A 13,767-nucleotide genomic window follows, 5' to 3' on the forward strand; every position below is an offset into this window, starting at 1 on the left:
CTCCGTCTGTCAGCCCGCGAGCGGACCGGCGCTGCCCCGCGGCGCGATCCGGACCGCGGGGTCACCCAGGACCACGTAGGACCGGGCGTCATGCGTCGCCGTCCAGAGGCCAACCAGGTCGGCGTCGTCGATGCGCTTGCCGAAGCGGCGGAGCCCGTCCATCCGGCGGGTCAGCTCCGTCGCGATCTCCGCGTACCGCGAGGTCAGGCTCTCCATCGCCCACCCGAGACGAGAGCCGTCCATCAGCGCCAGGAGGGTGCTTCGGAAGGGCGTGACCTGCGCGGCCAGCCCCTTCCAGAGAAACGAACAGCTCCAGGCGCGGTCCACGTGTCCCACAAAGGCCAGCGCGCCACCGGGCGCCCCGAGAAGCCGCTGCGGCAGCCGCGCGGTGAACCCAGTGGCGGCCAGCGGCGCGGAGCTGTCCGGACCGTCCGGGTAGTCCGACTGCTGCGGTGTGCCGGCGCCGAAGCAGGCGAAGGAGAACACCACCCGGGGGCCGATCCCGCCTCCAGAGGGTAGGTGGTGCCCAGCCAAGTAGTGCCCCTCGTCGACCGGGCCGCGGGGGCCGAGCGGACCGGGCCAGTCCTGGCACAGCAGCGCGCCGGCGAGGTCTCGGTGCGCGGCCGTGCCCCCGACGCCGTGGCCGGCCGTGAAGAGCAGGTCCGGGGCGTCCGTCCCCGTCACTAGCTCCTCCAGCCGGGCTCGCGTGGCACCCTCCCCGACGTCGCTGCCGACCTCCCAGCCGCCGGTGGCGTCAGACAACTCCGCCTGTAGCGGCGCCACCAGCCGGGAGGAGCTCAGGGCCGTGGGCGTGTCCCCCGGGTGGCGGGGCGCGAAGAACCGCAGCCGATGGGCCGGGGGGCCGGGACTCTGCTCGGCCGCGACCGCGGTCGCCGCGTAGGCGGCGTAGGCCTCGGCGTCCTCGAGGTCGAGGCGCCCGACGGCGTAGGAGACGCCCAGCTGGTACTGGACGTCGAAGGGCACCTGCTCCGGTGAACCGAGGAGCAGCAGGTGGTAGGGGACCCTGCGGGGGTCGACGACCCCGGGACCCATCCCGTGGCGGGCCAGGAAGTCGTCCTTGTCCTCACCGGGGCGCAGATCGAGGCGCCGGAACAGATCGCCGGCTTGCTCCTTGCGCAGCCGAAGCAGGGGACCGAGCGCCTCCGGCACCGCCGGGTCCAGGTCCGGCGGCGCCACCACGCCCCAGCCGACCGAGCCCAGTTCCTGCGGGTCCCGCCCGTAGACGACTCCGAAGTGGTCCTCGTCCGCCTGCCTGCGCCGGCAGAGTTCACGGGCCCCGGGCGGGGACGCCGCGCCCCCGCGCAACGCGTGCGCCACGTCAGCCAGCACCAGCTCCGGCGTGAGGTAGTCGCCCGTGCCGACGTCGATCCCGTTGAGCACGAGCCGGAGTTCCTCGGTCATGGTCTCGGTCATGCCGCACCGCCTCGCGGCAGACGGTAGCCCCCGGCGTCACCTCGCGGCAACGACCCCGGCGCTCACACCAGGCCGATGGCCTCGGCCGCGCAGCCCCAGGAGAGGGTGACGCCGGCGCCGCCGTGCCCGTAGCAGGCCACCACCGGTCGCCCGCCGACGTCCAGCCGTTCCAGCCGGACGGTGGGCCGGCCCGGCCGCAGCCCCACCGCCCGCGACAGCACCGGCTGTCCGCGCAGCTCCGGGACCAGCGCGCACGCCCGCGCCAGGATCGCGGCCTCCACCTCGGGGTCGGGCTCCGTGCCGGTGGCGCCCTCCAGCGCCGTGCCCCCGCAGACAACGTCCCGCCCGCGGGGGACGACGTAGGTGAGCCCGGCCGGGTTGTCGTCGTCCAGCACCCAGTCGGTCAGGCCCGGGTCGGCCAGCCGCACCACCTGGCCCTGCACGGGTACGCAGGAGTCGTCGTCGAGGAGGTGCCCCGCGGCCAGTCCCGCGGCCACCACCACGACGTCGCCGGCCACCTCGTCGAGCGCGGCGACCCGGCCAGGCACGGTCTGCACCCCGGCCGAGGCGCACGCGCCGACCAGCCAGGGCAGGTACCGGCCCGTGTCCACCACCGGCAGCGTGCAGCGGGTGCCGGCGGGGACGCCGGGCGGGAGCTCCCCCGGGGTCGCCGGACGGACGTCGGCCACGCCGGGCGTCCACCAGAGGTCGGGCTCGGGCGTGCGGTGCACGAACGTCCCCGGCCGGAGCGCCACCCCGGTCGCCGGGTCGGCGGCCAGCCGGGTGAGGACCTCGAGCGAGGTGGCGCCCCACCGCAGGACGGCGTCCGCGGGCGCCGCTCGGTACGGGAACCAGATCGCGGCAGCCACCGCGGAGGTGGTCGCCGCGATCGGGTCGGCGGTGTGCACCCGGACCCGGTGCCCGGCGCGCGCGAGCTCGAGCGCGCAGGTCAGCCCCACCACCCCGCCGCCGACGACGGCCACCGCGAGGTGGCCGTCGCCGGCAGCTGTGGCCCCCGTGCCGGGTCCCGCCGCGAGCCTGCGGGTGGCGGGGGGCAGGGGGGCCTTCCTCAGGTCGCCGGGCTGGGGTCGGACCGCTCCTCCTCGGGCGCGGCCTGCACGTCGCGGATCTGGTACTTCTCCACCGCCTGGCGGACGACGTCGCGGTCGACCTCGCCGCGCTGGGCCAGCGAGGCCAGCACCCGGACGACGACCGACTCGGCGTCGACGTGGAAGTGCCGCCGCAGCGCCGGGCGGGTGTCGGAGAGGCCGAACCCGTCGGTGCCCAGCGTGGCCATCCCGCCGGGGACGTACGGCGCGATGAGGTCGGGCACCGCCCGCATCCAGTCCGACACCGCGACGACCGGCCCGGGGGCGTCCTGCAGCCGCTGGGTCACGTACGGGACCTGCGGCTCGTCCTCCGGGTACAGCAGGTTGTGCTCCTCGGCCGCGTCGGCCTGCCGCCGCAGCTCGTTCCACGACGTCACCGACCACACGTCGGCCGACACGCCCCAGTCGTTGGCCAGCAGCTCCTGCGCGCGCAGCGCCCACGGCACCGCGACGCCGGAGGCCAGCACCTGCGCCTTCGGGCCGTCACCCTGGCCGGGCGCGTACCGGTACATGCCGGCCAGCAGACCCTGGACGTCCAGACCCTCGGGCTCGGCCGGCTGGTTGTACGGCTCGTTGTAGACCGTCAGGTAGTACATGACGTCGGGCGAGCGGGAGCCGCCCAGCGGGGCGCCCGGGTCGTCGCCGTACATGCGCGCCAGCGCGTCCTTGGTGATGTGCCCGACCTCGTAGGAGAACGCGGGGTCGTAGCAGACGACGGCCGGGTTGGTGTGCGCGAGCAGCAGCGAGTGGCCGTCCTCGTGCTGGAGGCCCTCGCCGTTGAGCGTCGTCCGGCCGGCGGTGGCGCCGAGGACGAAGCCGCGGGTCATCTGGTCGGCGGCTGCCCAGAACGAGTCGCCGGTCCGCTGGAACCCGAACATCGAGTAGAAGATGTAAATCGGGACCATCGGCTCGCCGTGCGTGGCGTACGAGGTGCCGACGGCGGTGAACGACGCGGTGGAGCCCGCCTCGTTGATGCCCTCGTGCAGGATCTGGCCCTGCTCGGACTCCTTGTACGCCAGCATCAGCTCGCGGTCGACCGAGGTGTAGCGCTGGCCGGCCGGGTTGTAGATCTTCTGCGACGGGAAGAGGGAGTCCATCCCGAAGGTGCGGGCCTCGTCCGGGATGATCGGCACGAAGCGCGGGCCGAGCTCCTTGTCCTTGAGCAGCTCCTTGAGCAGGCGGACGAACGCCATCGTGGTGGCGACCTCCTGCTTGCCCGAGCCGCGCCGCAGGACGTCGAGGGCCTTGTCCTCGGGCGCCTTGAGCGTCTTGAACTCCGACCGGCGCCGGGGCACCGCGCCGCCCAGCTGCCGGCGCCGCTCGAGCATGTACTGCATCTCGTCGGAGTCCGGGGCGGGCTTGTAGTAGGGCGGCAGGGTCTTGTCGAGCTGCTCGTCGGGGATCGGCAGGTAGAGGCGGTCGCGGAACGCGGCGAGGTCCTCGGCGGTCAGCTTCTTCATCTGGTGGGTGGAGTTGCGGCCCTCGAAGTGGCTGCCGAGGGTCCAGCCCTTGATGGTCTTGGCGAGGATGACCGTGGGCTGACCCTTGTGCTCCACCGCCGCCTTGAACGCCGCGTAGACCTTGCGGTAGTCGTGCCCGCCGCGGGAGAGGTTCCAGACCTCCTGGTCGCTCATGTTCTCCACGAGCTTGCGGGTGCGTGGGTCCCGGCCGAAGAAGTGCTCGCGGACGAAGGCGCCGTCCTCGGCCTTGTAGGTCTGGTAGTCGCCGTCCGGCGTCTGGTTCATGAGGTTGACCAGCGCGCCGTCGCGGTCGGCGGCCAGCAGCGGGTCCCACTCCCGGCCCCAGATCACCTTGATGACGTTCCACCCGGCGCCGCGGAAGAAGGACTCCAGCTCCTGGATGACCTTGCCGTTGCCGCGGACCGGGCCGTCGAGCCGCTGCAGGTTGCAGTTGATGACGAAGGTGAGGTTGTCCAGTTCCTCGCGCGCGGCGAGGCCGATCACGCCCAGCGACTCGGGCTCGTCCATCTCGCCGTCGCCCAGGAAGGCCCACACGTGCTGGTCGGAGGTGTCCTTGATGCCGCGTGCGTGCAGGTACCGGTTGAACCGTGCCTGGTAGACCGCGTTCATGGGGCCGAGGCCCATCGAGACGGTGGGGAACTCCCAGAAGTCCGGCATCAGCCGCGGGTGCGGGTAGGACGACAGCCCACCGCCGGGGTGGCTCACCTCCTGCCGGAAGCCGTCGAGCTGGTTCTCGTCGAGGCGGCCCTCGAGGAAGGCGCGGGCGTAGATGCCGGGGGAGGCGTGCCCCTGGAACCAGATCTGGTCGCCGCCGCCGGGGTGGTCCTTGCCGCGGAAGAAGTGGTTGAAGCCGACCTCGTACAGGGACGCGGAGCTCGCGTAGGAGGAGATGTGCCCGCCGACGCCGACCCCCGGGCGCTGCGCGCGGTGCACCATGATCGCGGCGTTCCAGCGGATGTAGGCGCGGATCCGGCGCTCGACGTCCTCGTCGCCCGGGAACCACGGTTCCCGCTCCGGCGGGATGGTGTTGATGTAGTCGGTGCTGCGCAGGCCGGGGACGCCGACCTGCTGCTCGCGGCTGCGCTCCAGCATGCGGAGCATGAGGTAGCGGGCGCGGCCGCGACCGGCGTGGTCAACGACGGCGTCCAGCGACTCCAACCACTCGTTGGTCTCGTCGGGGTCGGTGTCGACCAGTTGGCTGGGGAGGCCGTCGGTGATGACCGCACGGGCCGGTCCGGTCTCGTTGCCGGCGTCGCGGGCGGGGTCGCCACCCGACTGCTGCGGAGCGCTCATGGGCACATCGTCCCCCGCGGGTGGGGTGCGCGTCACGCCGGTCGCCCACCAGTCGGGACGACGGCCGGTTCCGGACGTCCCTCGACACACTTGCACCTGACCAGGCATGCCCTACGCTTTCCGCCTACGCCGGCCGTGGCCTCGGACACCCGAGGCAGGGTGACCGGTGCGGACGGGAAGGGGTGACATGACCGGGCTGCGGGGGAGGTCTCCCGCTGGTCGTGTCCTGTCCACCTGCGGTCCGCCGCACCCCGCGCCCCGGGCCGCGCATCCCGTCCCCACGACACCCCGCCGGCGCGGGCACGGACGTGTCCCCCGGTCAGCCGCATCGGAACCCATGGAGGAACAGCAGGGATGAGCGTCGACTCGGGCAGCGCCAGCATGGCGGCCCGGCTGGGCATCAAGCCGGGCATGGTCGTGCAGGAGCTCGGCTGGGACGAGGACGCCGACGAGGACCTGCGGGACTCCATCGTCGAGGTCTCCGGCAGCGAGATGGTCGACGAGGACACCGACGAGGTGGCCGACGTCGTGCTCCTGTGGTGGCGGGAGGACGACGGCGACCTCTTCGACGCGCTGACCGACGCGATCACGTCGCTCGCCGACGACGGCGTCGTGTGGCTGCTGGTGCCCAAGTCCGGTCGCCCGGGTCACGTCGAGCCCGGTGACGTCACCGAGGTCGCCCCGACCGCCGGTCTGTCGCAGACCAGCAGCGTCTCCGCGGCCAAGGACTGGTCCGGCATCCGCCTGGTCACCCCCAAGGCGGCGCGCAGCCGCCGCTGAGGAAGGTCGGAGGACGCCCTCGACCCCCACCACTCGCCAGCTCGCGGCGGGCCCCTGCGAGCAGGCCGCCCCGACGCCTCGCACGCTCGGCGTGGGCTCCTGAGGGGTGGCCGTTCCGGTCCGTCACCGGACCGGCGGCGGGACCCCGCAGGGGGGCCGCCCGGTCCGCGCCGGCGATGCGGCACGATCGGCGCATGAGCCTCTCCGTCGGGGACGTCGCGCCCGAGTTCAGCCTGCCCGACCAGGACCGCCAGGTCGTGTCGCTGGCCGACCTGCGCGGGACGCCGGTCCTGCTGGTCTTCTACCCCTTCGCCTTCTCCCGGATCTGCACCGGCGAGCTGTGCCAGCTGCGTGACGAGCTGGCGACCTACACCGACGCCGGCGTGCGGGTGCTCGCGCTCAGCACCGACCCGGCCCCCGCCCTCAAGGCGTGGCGCGAGCAGGAGGGCTTCGACTTCGCGCTGCTGTCGGACTTCTGGCCGCACGGCGCCGTCGCCCAGGCCTACGGCGTGTTCAACGACAAAGCCGGCATGGCCGTGCGCGGCACCTTCCTCGTCGATGCCGAGGGTCGCGTCGCGTTCGCCGAGGTCAACGGCCCGGGGGATGCCCGCGAGCAGTCGGGCTGGAAGGACGCCGTGGCCGAGCTGGCCGCCTGAGGAAGGACCTCCTGCCCCCCCGCCACTCGCGAGCTCGCGGCGGGACCCTGCAGGGGGCCGCCTACTCTGGGCGCGCGGGGCGCGTAGCTCAGCGGGAGAGCTCTCGCCTTACAAGCGAGCGGTCGCCGGTTCGATCCCGGCCGCGCCCACCACTCCGCATCCGCTCTGTCGTGCCGGTCCGGCAGGCACCCGAGCCGGCCGCGGGCAACGCCGACACCTGCGGGGTCCGGTCGTCCTCCGCGGGCGGTGCGCCGCCTGGCCGACGTCCGGGCAGCACCGCCTGCCTCGTCTCGCCAGTGACGAGCCGGTGACGCTTCGGTGACGCAACTGCGGGTTCACTCTGTCCTGTCCCTCGAGCGGTCGCTGTGCCGACGCCGCCGAACGGTGCATCGAGCGGGACGCGACTGCCGGGGAGGTTCGAATCCTGCTGCGTGCGGCGAATCACTCGCCGGTCATGGGAGGGGACGCTCGATGACGACGCCGGTGGAATGTGTGATCCTCGACATCCCGAACGGACTCCGTCTCGACCTGCTGGGTCTCGTCGTCGAGATCGGTCGGGTCCGGATCCTGGCGGACCGGTCCGGCGTGCTCGGCGCGCTCCTCGCGTCCTTGACGTGCGGCGGCGCGTCGGCGGCGGACAATCTCGAGGCGATGGCGCAGATGCTCCGGGCATCGGACGGATCAGCGGCAGCGAGCGGCCCGCAGCAGGCGCAGGCGCCCCAGCCGGCAGCGGCCAGTTAGACCCCGTCCTCGAACCCTCCCCGCGCCGCCCGTCGAAGCGGGACAGCGCTTCCGCTGGATCGTCGCGCTGCGGGTCCCGGAGGGGCCTGGCGAATCCTCCGGGACGTCCGTCCCCTGCCACCCACGTGGACACCGCGGTGACACCTGCACCGTCGGTCTCACCAAGCGGCACAAGCTCTGGAGACCACGGCGTACGAGCCCCTGCCCGGGAGGTCCGGCCGAGGACCTCCCGGGCAGGGCGGTGCGGCCTGCAGCGGCCGCAGTCAGGCCTGGGCGGTGGCCGAGCGGGACCCGATCCGTTCCAGCGCCTGCAGCAGATGGCGCCGGAAGACCTCGTGGTTCTCGCTCATCGGGAAGTGGCCGATGTCCTCCATCTCGATGAAGTGGGCGTTCTTGATGTGGTCGGCGGTCCGACGCCCGTCGTCCGGGGTCGTGAGGTGGTCATAGGTGCCGGTCAGCATGACCACGGGGCACCGTTCCCGTCGATCAGGTCGTCGGCCAGGTGGTCGGCACGCCGCTCGGCACCGACCGGGGGAAGCGCCGCCTTGGTCGCGAGACGCGGGGGGAGGTCCGGGGGCCTGGTCCGGCAGTGTGCGGCCGAGGTCTCACCGAGGAGTGGTCGGCGACGGCGGACGCAGGACCGGGGACTCCCGTGGACGACGTCCTGGACGCACGAGGGCCCGGCGACCGTGCGGTCGCCGGGCCCTCGTCGTCGGTGCGGTCAGGCCGCGGCGGCCTCGTCGGCCAGCGGCGCCGGGACGTCCGGGCGGGGGAAGGCCGGGCGCAGGAACACCGGCGGCCGGAACGGCCGCCAGGCGCCCTCGGGCTGGGCGAGCCGGTCGGCGATGGCCCAGAGGGCGGCCGGGTGGTGGCCCAGCCCCAGGTGGCTGGCCATCACGGCGATGTTCTCCGCCCGCTCGCCGGGGGTCTCCAGGCAGGTCTGCCAGTGGACGATGCCGTCGAGGTGCGAGTAGATGGACGTCGCGGGCACCGGCAGCGGCGTGCAGTCGGGCTCCAGCGGCAGCGAACGGTGCTCGACGTGCAGGTGCGAGTACCGGTCGAAGACCCGCGAGGCGCGGCTCTGGCTGTGCCGCGTGATCCGGAACGGGCTGCCGAGGGTGATCACCTGGCGCACCGAGTCCGGTGTCCGGCGGGCCAGGTCGCGGGCGAAGATGCCGCCCAGGCTCCAGCCGACCAGGGACAGCGGCCGACCGTAGCGGTCGCTGAGGTCGTCGAGGCGGTCGCGCATACCGGCCACGCAGGCGGCGGTGGGGCCGATGTTGCGGCCCAGTTGCCAGCCGTGGACGCGGTAGCCCAGCCGGCGCAGCGTCGCGCGCAGCACCCGCGTCGAGGCGTCGTCGGCCATCAGCCCCGGCAGCACGAGCACCGGGTGCCCGTCGCCCTGCGGCAGCCGCGGCATCAGCGGCCGCGCCGCCAGGTACAGGCCGAAGTCGGCCATCGCCCGGCCGGGCTCGCTCAGGTAGAGCGGCAGCGCCGGCCCATCGCCTCGGATCACGTCGTCCTCCTCGTCAGCCGGCCTCCGTGGGCGGCCCGCCCTGCAGGTACCACCCGGTACTGCTCCTGACACTCCAGAGCGGCACCTGATACACCCATCGGCAGTCTGGCTGTGCGGTGTGACACGTCCCGGCGACCCCGCGCCCTGGCGCCGGGGCGGCGATCCGGGCGTGGCACGGTACGGACATGGACGGCCAGACCGACGCCCGGGACACCCCCGGGCACAGCCGCACCGTGGACATCGACGGCCCGGTGCACCACGTCGACTTCGGCGGCCGGGAGGACGGGCCGATCGTCGTCCTGGTGCACGGCCTGGGCGGCTCGCACCTCAACTGGGACCTGTTCGCCCCGCTGCTCACCCCGCACGCGCGGGTGCACGCCCTCGACCTGCCCGGCTTCGGCCGCAGCGAGCCGGGGCAGCGGACGGCCACGGTGCGGGACAACGTGGTGGTCCTGGACCGCTTCGTCCGCGAGGTGACCGGCGCGCCGGTGGTGCTGGTCGGCAACTCGATGGGCGGGATGGTCTCGGTGCTCGAGGCGCAGCGCTCGCCGGCGAAGGTCAGCGGCCTGGTGCTGGTCGACCCGGCGCTGCCCGGTCCGCGGGGGCGTCCGGACCCCCGGGTCGCGGCGGCGTTCGGGCTCTACGCCCTGCCCGGCGCGGGCCTGCGCTACCTGGCCGGCCGTCGCCGGAAGCTCGGCGCGCGCGGCACGGTCCGGGAGATGCTCGTGCTCTGCGGCGTCGACCCCGACGCCGTCCCGCCGGCGCTCGTCGACCGCTCGGTCGCGCTGGTCGACGAGCGGCGTGACGTCGTCGGCATGGACCGCGCCTTCCTCACCGCGGCCCGCTCGCTGCTCCTGCTCCTGGCCGACCCGCGGTTGATGCGCCGCGCGATGGCCGGCGTGCAGGTGCCGGTGCTGCTCGTGCACGGCGACCGCGACCGGCTGGTGCCGGTGTCGGTGGCGCGTGACGTCGCCCGGCGGCACCCGGACTGGCGCTACGTCGAGCTGCCGGGCGTCGGTCACGTGCCGCAGCTGCAGTGCCCGGAGCTGCTGGCCGAGCACGTCCTGGCGTGGCTGCCGACGGTCGCGCGGGTGCCCTGAGGCCCCTCCAGGCACCCGGCCCCGTCCCGAGCCCGGTGAGCGAGGTGCTGGAACGGCCCCGGTGCAGCGTCCCGCGCCGGGCTCGGGAGGCGTGGGGCACCGGGGGCCTCCTGCTTCAGGCCAGCGTCGCCCGCAGCGCCTCCCACCCGGTGAAGTGCGGCCGCCAGCCCAGCTGGGTCTTCGCCTTGGCGGTGTCCATGATCACCGGCCGGGTGAACGCCTCCACCCACTCGGCGACGGGCGGCAGGAACGGGACCCGGGTCACCGCGCGGGCGGCCAGCTCGGCGGGTGCGGCCGGTACCGGCACGGGGAGCGCGCCGAACTCGCGCAGCACGTCGGCGGTGGTCAGGACGCCGTCCCCGGCGATGTTGTAGGCGCCGGCCGGACCGGCGCCCACGACGCACAGCTGCAGCGCGCTGCCGACATCGTCCTCGTGGATGAACTGGAACCGCAGCTCCGGCGCGAGCACCGGCACCGGGACCGGCAGCCGTCGCGGGCGGCTGAACAGCGCCCGCCCGATCGGCGCGAGCGGGCCGGGCAGGACGTCCTTGGCGCCGATCGCGTGGGGGCCGAGCACCACCGGCGGGCGCAGCAGGTACAGCGCCAGGTCGGGGGTGGTGGCGGCCTCGGCCTCCAGCAGCTGCTCGAGCTCGGCCTTCTCCTGGCCGTAGAACAGCCGGGTGGCCGGGCGCACCGGCCAGTCCTCGGGGATCGGCTCGGGGTTGTCGGGGTGCCAGCCGTAGGCCGCCACCGACGAGGCGTGGACGAAGCGGCGGGCGCCGGCGGCGGCCGCGGCGCGGAAGACGTTCAGCGTGCCGTCGACGTTGATCTCCCGGGTCGTCTCCCGGGAGGCGTTGCCGGTGATGAGGAACGCCAGGTGGACGACGACGTCGGCGCCGGCGAAGGCCTCCTCCAGGGCCGCGGGGTCCCGGACGTCGCCGCGCCGGTACTCCATCTTCGTCCAGCCCCGCTCGGCCGGGTCGAACGGCCGCCGGGCGATGCCGACGACGCGCGCCACGCGGTCGTCGGCCTGCAGGAGCGGGACGAGGCCGCTGCCGAAGGTCCCCGTGGGACCGGTGACGGCGACGGTCAGGGCGGATTCAGGGACTGGCATCGCTCCACTCTCCCAGCTCGCTGGCCCCGTCCCGGGGTCCCGCCCTGAGCTTGCGAAGGGTGGGGAGGACGCGGTCCTTCAGGTCGCGGCGCTCGCCGGGGTGGCCTGCCGGGCCGCGGCGACCAGCTCGTCGATGCCGCGCCGGATCCCCTCGGAGAGGACGTCGACGTCGGGGAAGGCGTCGAAGTCGGCGTTGATCCCGAAGGTCATCGTGTTGAGGTAGGAGAAGATCCCGATCGACACGCGGGTGCCGCCGGCGATCGGCACGTAGGCGTGCGCCGAGCACATCCGGCGGCCCAGCACGTACAGCGGCACCCGCGGCCCGGGCACGTTGGTCGTGACGGCCTGGCACCACATCTGGCCGGCGGCCAGCGCGGCCCGCACGCCCATGGACAGCAGCGTCGGCGCCACGAAGTCGCCCATCGCGATGATCGAGCGGGCGTCGACGGCCTGCAGGACCTTCTTGTGCTCGTCCATCTGCCGGCGCACCGAGGTCAGCCGGGCCACCGGGTCGGGCTCGCCGACGGGCAGGTCGACGAACACGGCCGAGATCTGGTTGTCCAGCTGCCCGCGCTGGTCGGCCTGGCGCACCGAGATCGGCACCATCGAGCGCACGACCAGCCCCTGGCGCAGCGAGCCGCGCCGCTCGAGCAGGTCGCGGAAGCCGCGGGTGATGGCGGCGAGGACGACGTCGTTGACGGTGCCGCCGAGCGCCGTGCGGACGCTCTTGAGCTCGTCGAACTCCGCGTCGGTCCAGGCCCAGCGCCGGTGCGGGCCGATCGGACCGTTGAGCGAGCGAGCGGTCGGCGTGGCCAGCTGGCGGGCCATGGAGGGGACGCCGGTGGCGAGTGACCGGCCGGCCCGGACGGCGCTGCGGCCGGCACCCCGCAGACCCTCGGTACCGGACAGCCGGGTGAGCTCGCGCAGCGGGTGGGTGACGGCGTCCTGCACGGCACCGGCGACGACCTCGAGGGACGACGGGCTGCGCTGCGGCGCCCAGTCCTGGGGCTCGCCGTGCGTGGCGTCGGGCGTCAGGTCGAACATGAGCTGCATCAGGTCGGTCCCGGCGATGCCGTCGACCATGCAGTGGTGGACCTTGGAGATCAGCGCCCAGCGACCGTTCTCCAGGCCCTCGACCAGCCACAGCTCCCACAGCGGCTTGGCCAGGTCCAGGCGCTGGCCGAGGACGCGGCCGGCCAGGTTGCGCAGCTGCTCCTCGCCGCCCGGGCTCGGTACGGCGGTGTGCCGGACGTGGTACAGGACCTGGAAGTGCGGGTCGTCGACCCACAGCGGCCGGCCCAGGTCCAGCGGCACCCGCCGCACGCGCTGGCGGTAGCGCGGCACCAGGGGCAGCTTGCCCAGCAGCAGCCGCACGACGTCGCCGTAGGAGGGGGCCGGCCCCTCGAACACCGCCACGGAGCCCACGTGCAGCGGCGTGTCCTCGCTCTCCGCGTAGTAGAAACCGGCGTCGGTCGGGCTCATGCGGTCCACGGTCAGCTCCTCCCACCCCCGCCTCGTCCGGGCGGGCCATCGTCCCTGCTCCGCGGGGGCTCCCGGAACACCGCGACCCCCATCCGGGTGGCCCCCTACCCGACCACGTGGCCGAGGTCACGTCCACCGGGGCTCAGGCCGCGCGCGCAGCGCCCTCCGCCCGGTCGAGCAGCCGCAGGAACGCCGCGTCGACGACCGCGGTGCGGGTCAGGTTGACGCTGTGCCCGGCGCCGTCGACGACGACCAGCTCGGCCGACGGGCCGATCTCCTCCGCGAGCCGCCGTCCGTGGGGCAGCGGGGTGAGCCGGTCGTGGGTCGCGGCGACGACGGTGACCGGCACCCGCCCGAGCACCGGCAGCGCCGCCGACTCGTCGTGGTCGAGGAAGGTCGCGTAGAAGGCCATCGTGACCGGCAGCGGCGTCTCCTCCAGCAGGTCCTGCACCATCCGGACCTGCGCCGGGTCGGCGTCGTCCCGGCCGAACAGGTAGCGGCGGGTGTACCAGCGCCCGATCCGGGTGCCGCGGCGGCGGAAGCGCTCCAGCAGCGGCGCCCACAGCTGCAGCAGCCACAGGTAGACCGGCAGCAGGCCGAGCGCGCGCAGCAGCCGCACCGCGAGGCCGACGACGCCGGTGGTGACCAGCCCGCCGGCGGAGGTGGCCAGCAGGAAGGCGCCGACGACGCGGGTGCTGAACAGCTCGGGGCGCTGCCGGGCCAGGGCCATGACGCTCATCCCGCCCATCGAGTGGCCGGCCAGCACCACCGGTCCCTCGGGGACGACGGCGTCCAGCACCTGGCCCAGGTCGCGGCCGGTGCGGTCGATCGTCGCCCGGGTGAGCGGCGTCCAGCCGGAGCGGCCGTGCCCGCGCTGGTCCCACAGCACCAGCCGGGCGCGGCCGCGCAGGGCGTCGCGCTGCAGGTCCCACTCGCCGAGCCGGGCGGTGAACCCGTGGCTGAGGACGACGGTGAGCGGGGCGTGCTCGTCGCCGTCGGTCTCGACGTGCAGGTCGACGCCGTCGTCGGTGCGGACGGTCAGCTCGCGAGCGGTCACCCGG

Annotated in this window: 12 protein-coding genes and 1 tRNA gene; 5 read left to right on the forward strand and 8 right to left on the reverse strand. The window is 74.2% G+C overall.

The annotated features are described in order from the left end of the window. Positions 1-9: 9 nt before the first annotated feature. From ACI79G_RS10505 to aceE, 3 genes are all read right to left on the reverse strand, one after another. A complete protein-coding gene (locus ACI79G_RS10505) occupies positions 10-1,434 on the reverse strand; it encodes a hypothetical protein (protein ID WP_456881073.1) in 1,425 nt (474 codons plus the stop codon). A 62-nt stretch (positions 1,435-1,496) separates the two neighbouring features. Then, positions 1,497-2,417, reverse strand: coding sequence for an FAD-dependent oxidoreductase (locus ACI79G_RS10510; RefSeq protein WP_456881074.1), 921 nt, complete (start codon positions 2,415-2,417; stop codon positions 1,497-1,499). 86 nt (positions 2,418-2,503) lie between these two features. Continuing rightward, positions 2,504-5,317, reverse strand: coding sequence for a pyruvate dehydrogenase (acetyl-transferring), homodimeric type (gene aceE / locus ACI79G_RS10515; protein WP_217636253.1), 2,814 nt, complete (start codon positions 5,315-5,317; stop codon positions 2,504-2,506). Between the two features lie 354 nt (positions 5,318-5,671). On the opposite strand from aceE, the gene ACI79G_RS10520 reads away from it, so the two are divergent. The 4 genes from ACI79G_RS10520 (at position 5,672) to ACI79G_RS10535 (ending at position 7,494) form a co-directional block, all read left to right on the forward strand. Continuing rightward, positions 5,672-6,097: a DUF3052 domain-containing protein gene (locus tag ACI79G_RS10520; RefSeq protein WP_012949524.1), complete on the forward strand. Its 426-nt coding sequence runs from the start codon at positions 5,672-5,674 to the stop codon at positions 6,095-6,097. 194 nt (positions 6,098-6,291) lie between these two features. Continuing rightward, the gene (locus ACI79G_RS10525; RefSeq protein WP_456881075.1) at positions 6,292-6,753 is read left to right on the forward strand and encodes a peroxiredoxin; all 462 of its coding nucleotides are present in this window, start codon (positions 6,292-6,294) and stop codon (positions 6,751-6,753) included. 77 nt (positions 6,754-6,830) lie between these two features. After that, positions 6,831-6,905, forward strand: a tRNA-Val gene (locus tag ACI79G_RS10530). A gap of 319 nt (positions 6,906-7,224) precedes the next feature. Continuing rightward, positions 7,225-7,494 (forward strand): hypothetical protein, encoded by a 270-nt coding sequence (locus ACI79G_RS10535; protein WP_456881076.1) that lies wholly within the window; start codon positions 7,225-7,227, stop codon positions 7,492-7,494. 263 nt (positions 7,495-7,757) lie between these two features. Here the strand turns inward: ACI79G_RS10535 and ACI79G_RS10540 are convergent, their stop codons facing one another. Next, complete coding sequence (locus ACI79G_RS10540; protein WP_456881203.1) at positions 7,758-8,084, reverse strand: alpha/beta fold hydrolase; 327 nt, start codon at positions 8,082-8,084, stop codon at positions 7,758-7,760. 131 nt (positions 8,085-8,215) lie between these two features. Beyond that, complete coding sequence (locus ACI79G_RS10545) at positions 8,216-9,010, reverse strand: esterase/lipase family protein (protein WP_456881077.1); 795 nt, start codon at positions 9,008-9,010, stop codon at positions 8,216-8,218. 185 nt (positions 9,011-9,195) lie between these two features. On the opposite strand from ACI79G_RS10545, the gene ACI79G_RS10550 reads away from it, so the two are divergent. Next, on the forward strand, positions 9,196-10,110 hold the full coding sequence (locus ACI79G_RS10550) for an alpha/beta fold hydrolase (protein WP_456881078.1): 915 nt from the start codon (positions 9,196-9,198) through the stop codon (positions 10,108-10,110). Positions 10,111-10,225: 115 nt separating this feature from the next. Here the strand turns inward: ACI79G_RS10550 and ACI79G_RS10555 are convergent, their stop codons facing one another. The 3 genes from ACI79G_RS10555 to ACI79G_RS10565 all read right to left on the reverse strand — a co-directional run bounded on the left by ACI79G_RS10555 (position 10,226) and on the right by ACI79G_RS10565 (position 13,763). Beyond that, entirely contained in the window at positions 10,226-11,224 is a 999-nt protein-coding gene (locus ACI79G_RS10555; RefSeq protein ID WP_456881079.1) for an NAD-dependent epimerase/dehydratase family protein, read from the reverse strand. A gap of 78 nt (positions 11,225-11,302) precedes the next feature. Beyond that, on the reverse strand, positions 11,303-12,706 hold the full coding sequence (locus ACI79G_RS10560) for a WS/DGAT/MGAT family O-acyltransferase (protein ID WP_456881080.1): 1,404 nt from the start codon (positions 12,704-12,706) through the stop codon (positions 11,303-11,305). A 142-nt stretch (positions 12,707-12,848) separates the two neighbouring features. After that, positions 12,849-13,763, reverse strand: a complete 915-nt coding sequence (locus ACI79G_RS10565; protein WP_456881081.1) for an alpha/beta fold hydrolase — start codon at positions 13,761-13,763, stop codon at positions 12,849-12,851. Positions 13,764-13,767 lie beyond the last annotated feature (4 nt).

The sequence above is a fragment of the Geodermatophilus sp. SYSU D00779 genome (assembly GCF_054050595.1).

Excerpts from the sequence above, each read along its gene's own strand:
- ACI79G_RS10535 (WP_456881076.1), top strand. The coding sequence starts at position 7,225 with ATGACGACGCCGGTGGAATGTGTGATCCTCGACATCCCGAACGGACTC.
- aceE (WP_217636253.1), bottom strand. The coding sequence starts at position 5,317 with ATGAGCGCTCCGCAGCAGTCGGGTGGCGACCCCGCCCGCGACGCCGGC.
- ACI79G_RS10525 (WP_456881075.1), top strand. The coding sequence starts at position 6,292 with ATGAGCCTCTCCGTCGGGGACGTCGCGCCCGAGTTCAGCCTGCCCGAC.
- ACI79G_RS10520 (WP_012949524.1), top strand. The coding sequence starts at position 5,672 with ATGAGCGTCGACTCGGGCAGCGCCAGCATGGCGGCCCGGCTGGGCATC.
- ACI79G_RS10505 (WP_456881073.1), bottom strand. The coding sequence starts at position 1,434 with ATGACCGAGACCATGACCGAGGAACTCCGGCTCGTGCTCAACGGGATC.
- ACI79G_RS10550 (WP_456881078.1), top strand. The coding sequence starts at position 9,196 with ATGGACGGCCAGACCGACGCCCGGGACACCCCCGGGCACAGCCGCACC.
- ACI79G_RS10555 (WP_456881079.1), bottom strand. The coding sequence starts at position 11,224 with ATGCCAGTCCCTGAATCCGCCCTGACCGTCGCCGTCACCGGTCCCACG.
- ACI79G_RS10560 (WP_456881080.1), bottom strand. The coding sequence starts at position 12,706 with ATGAGCCCGACCGACGCCGGTTTCTACTACGCGGAGAGCGAGGACACG.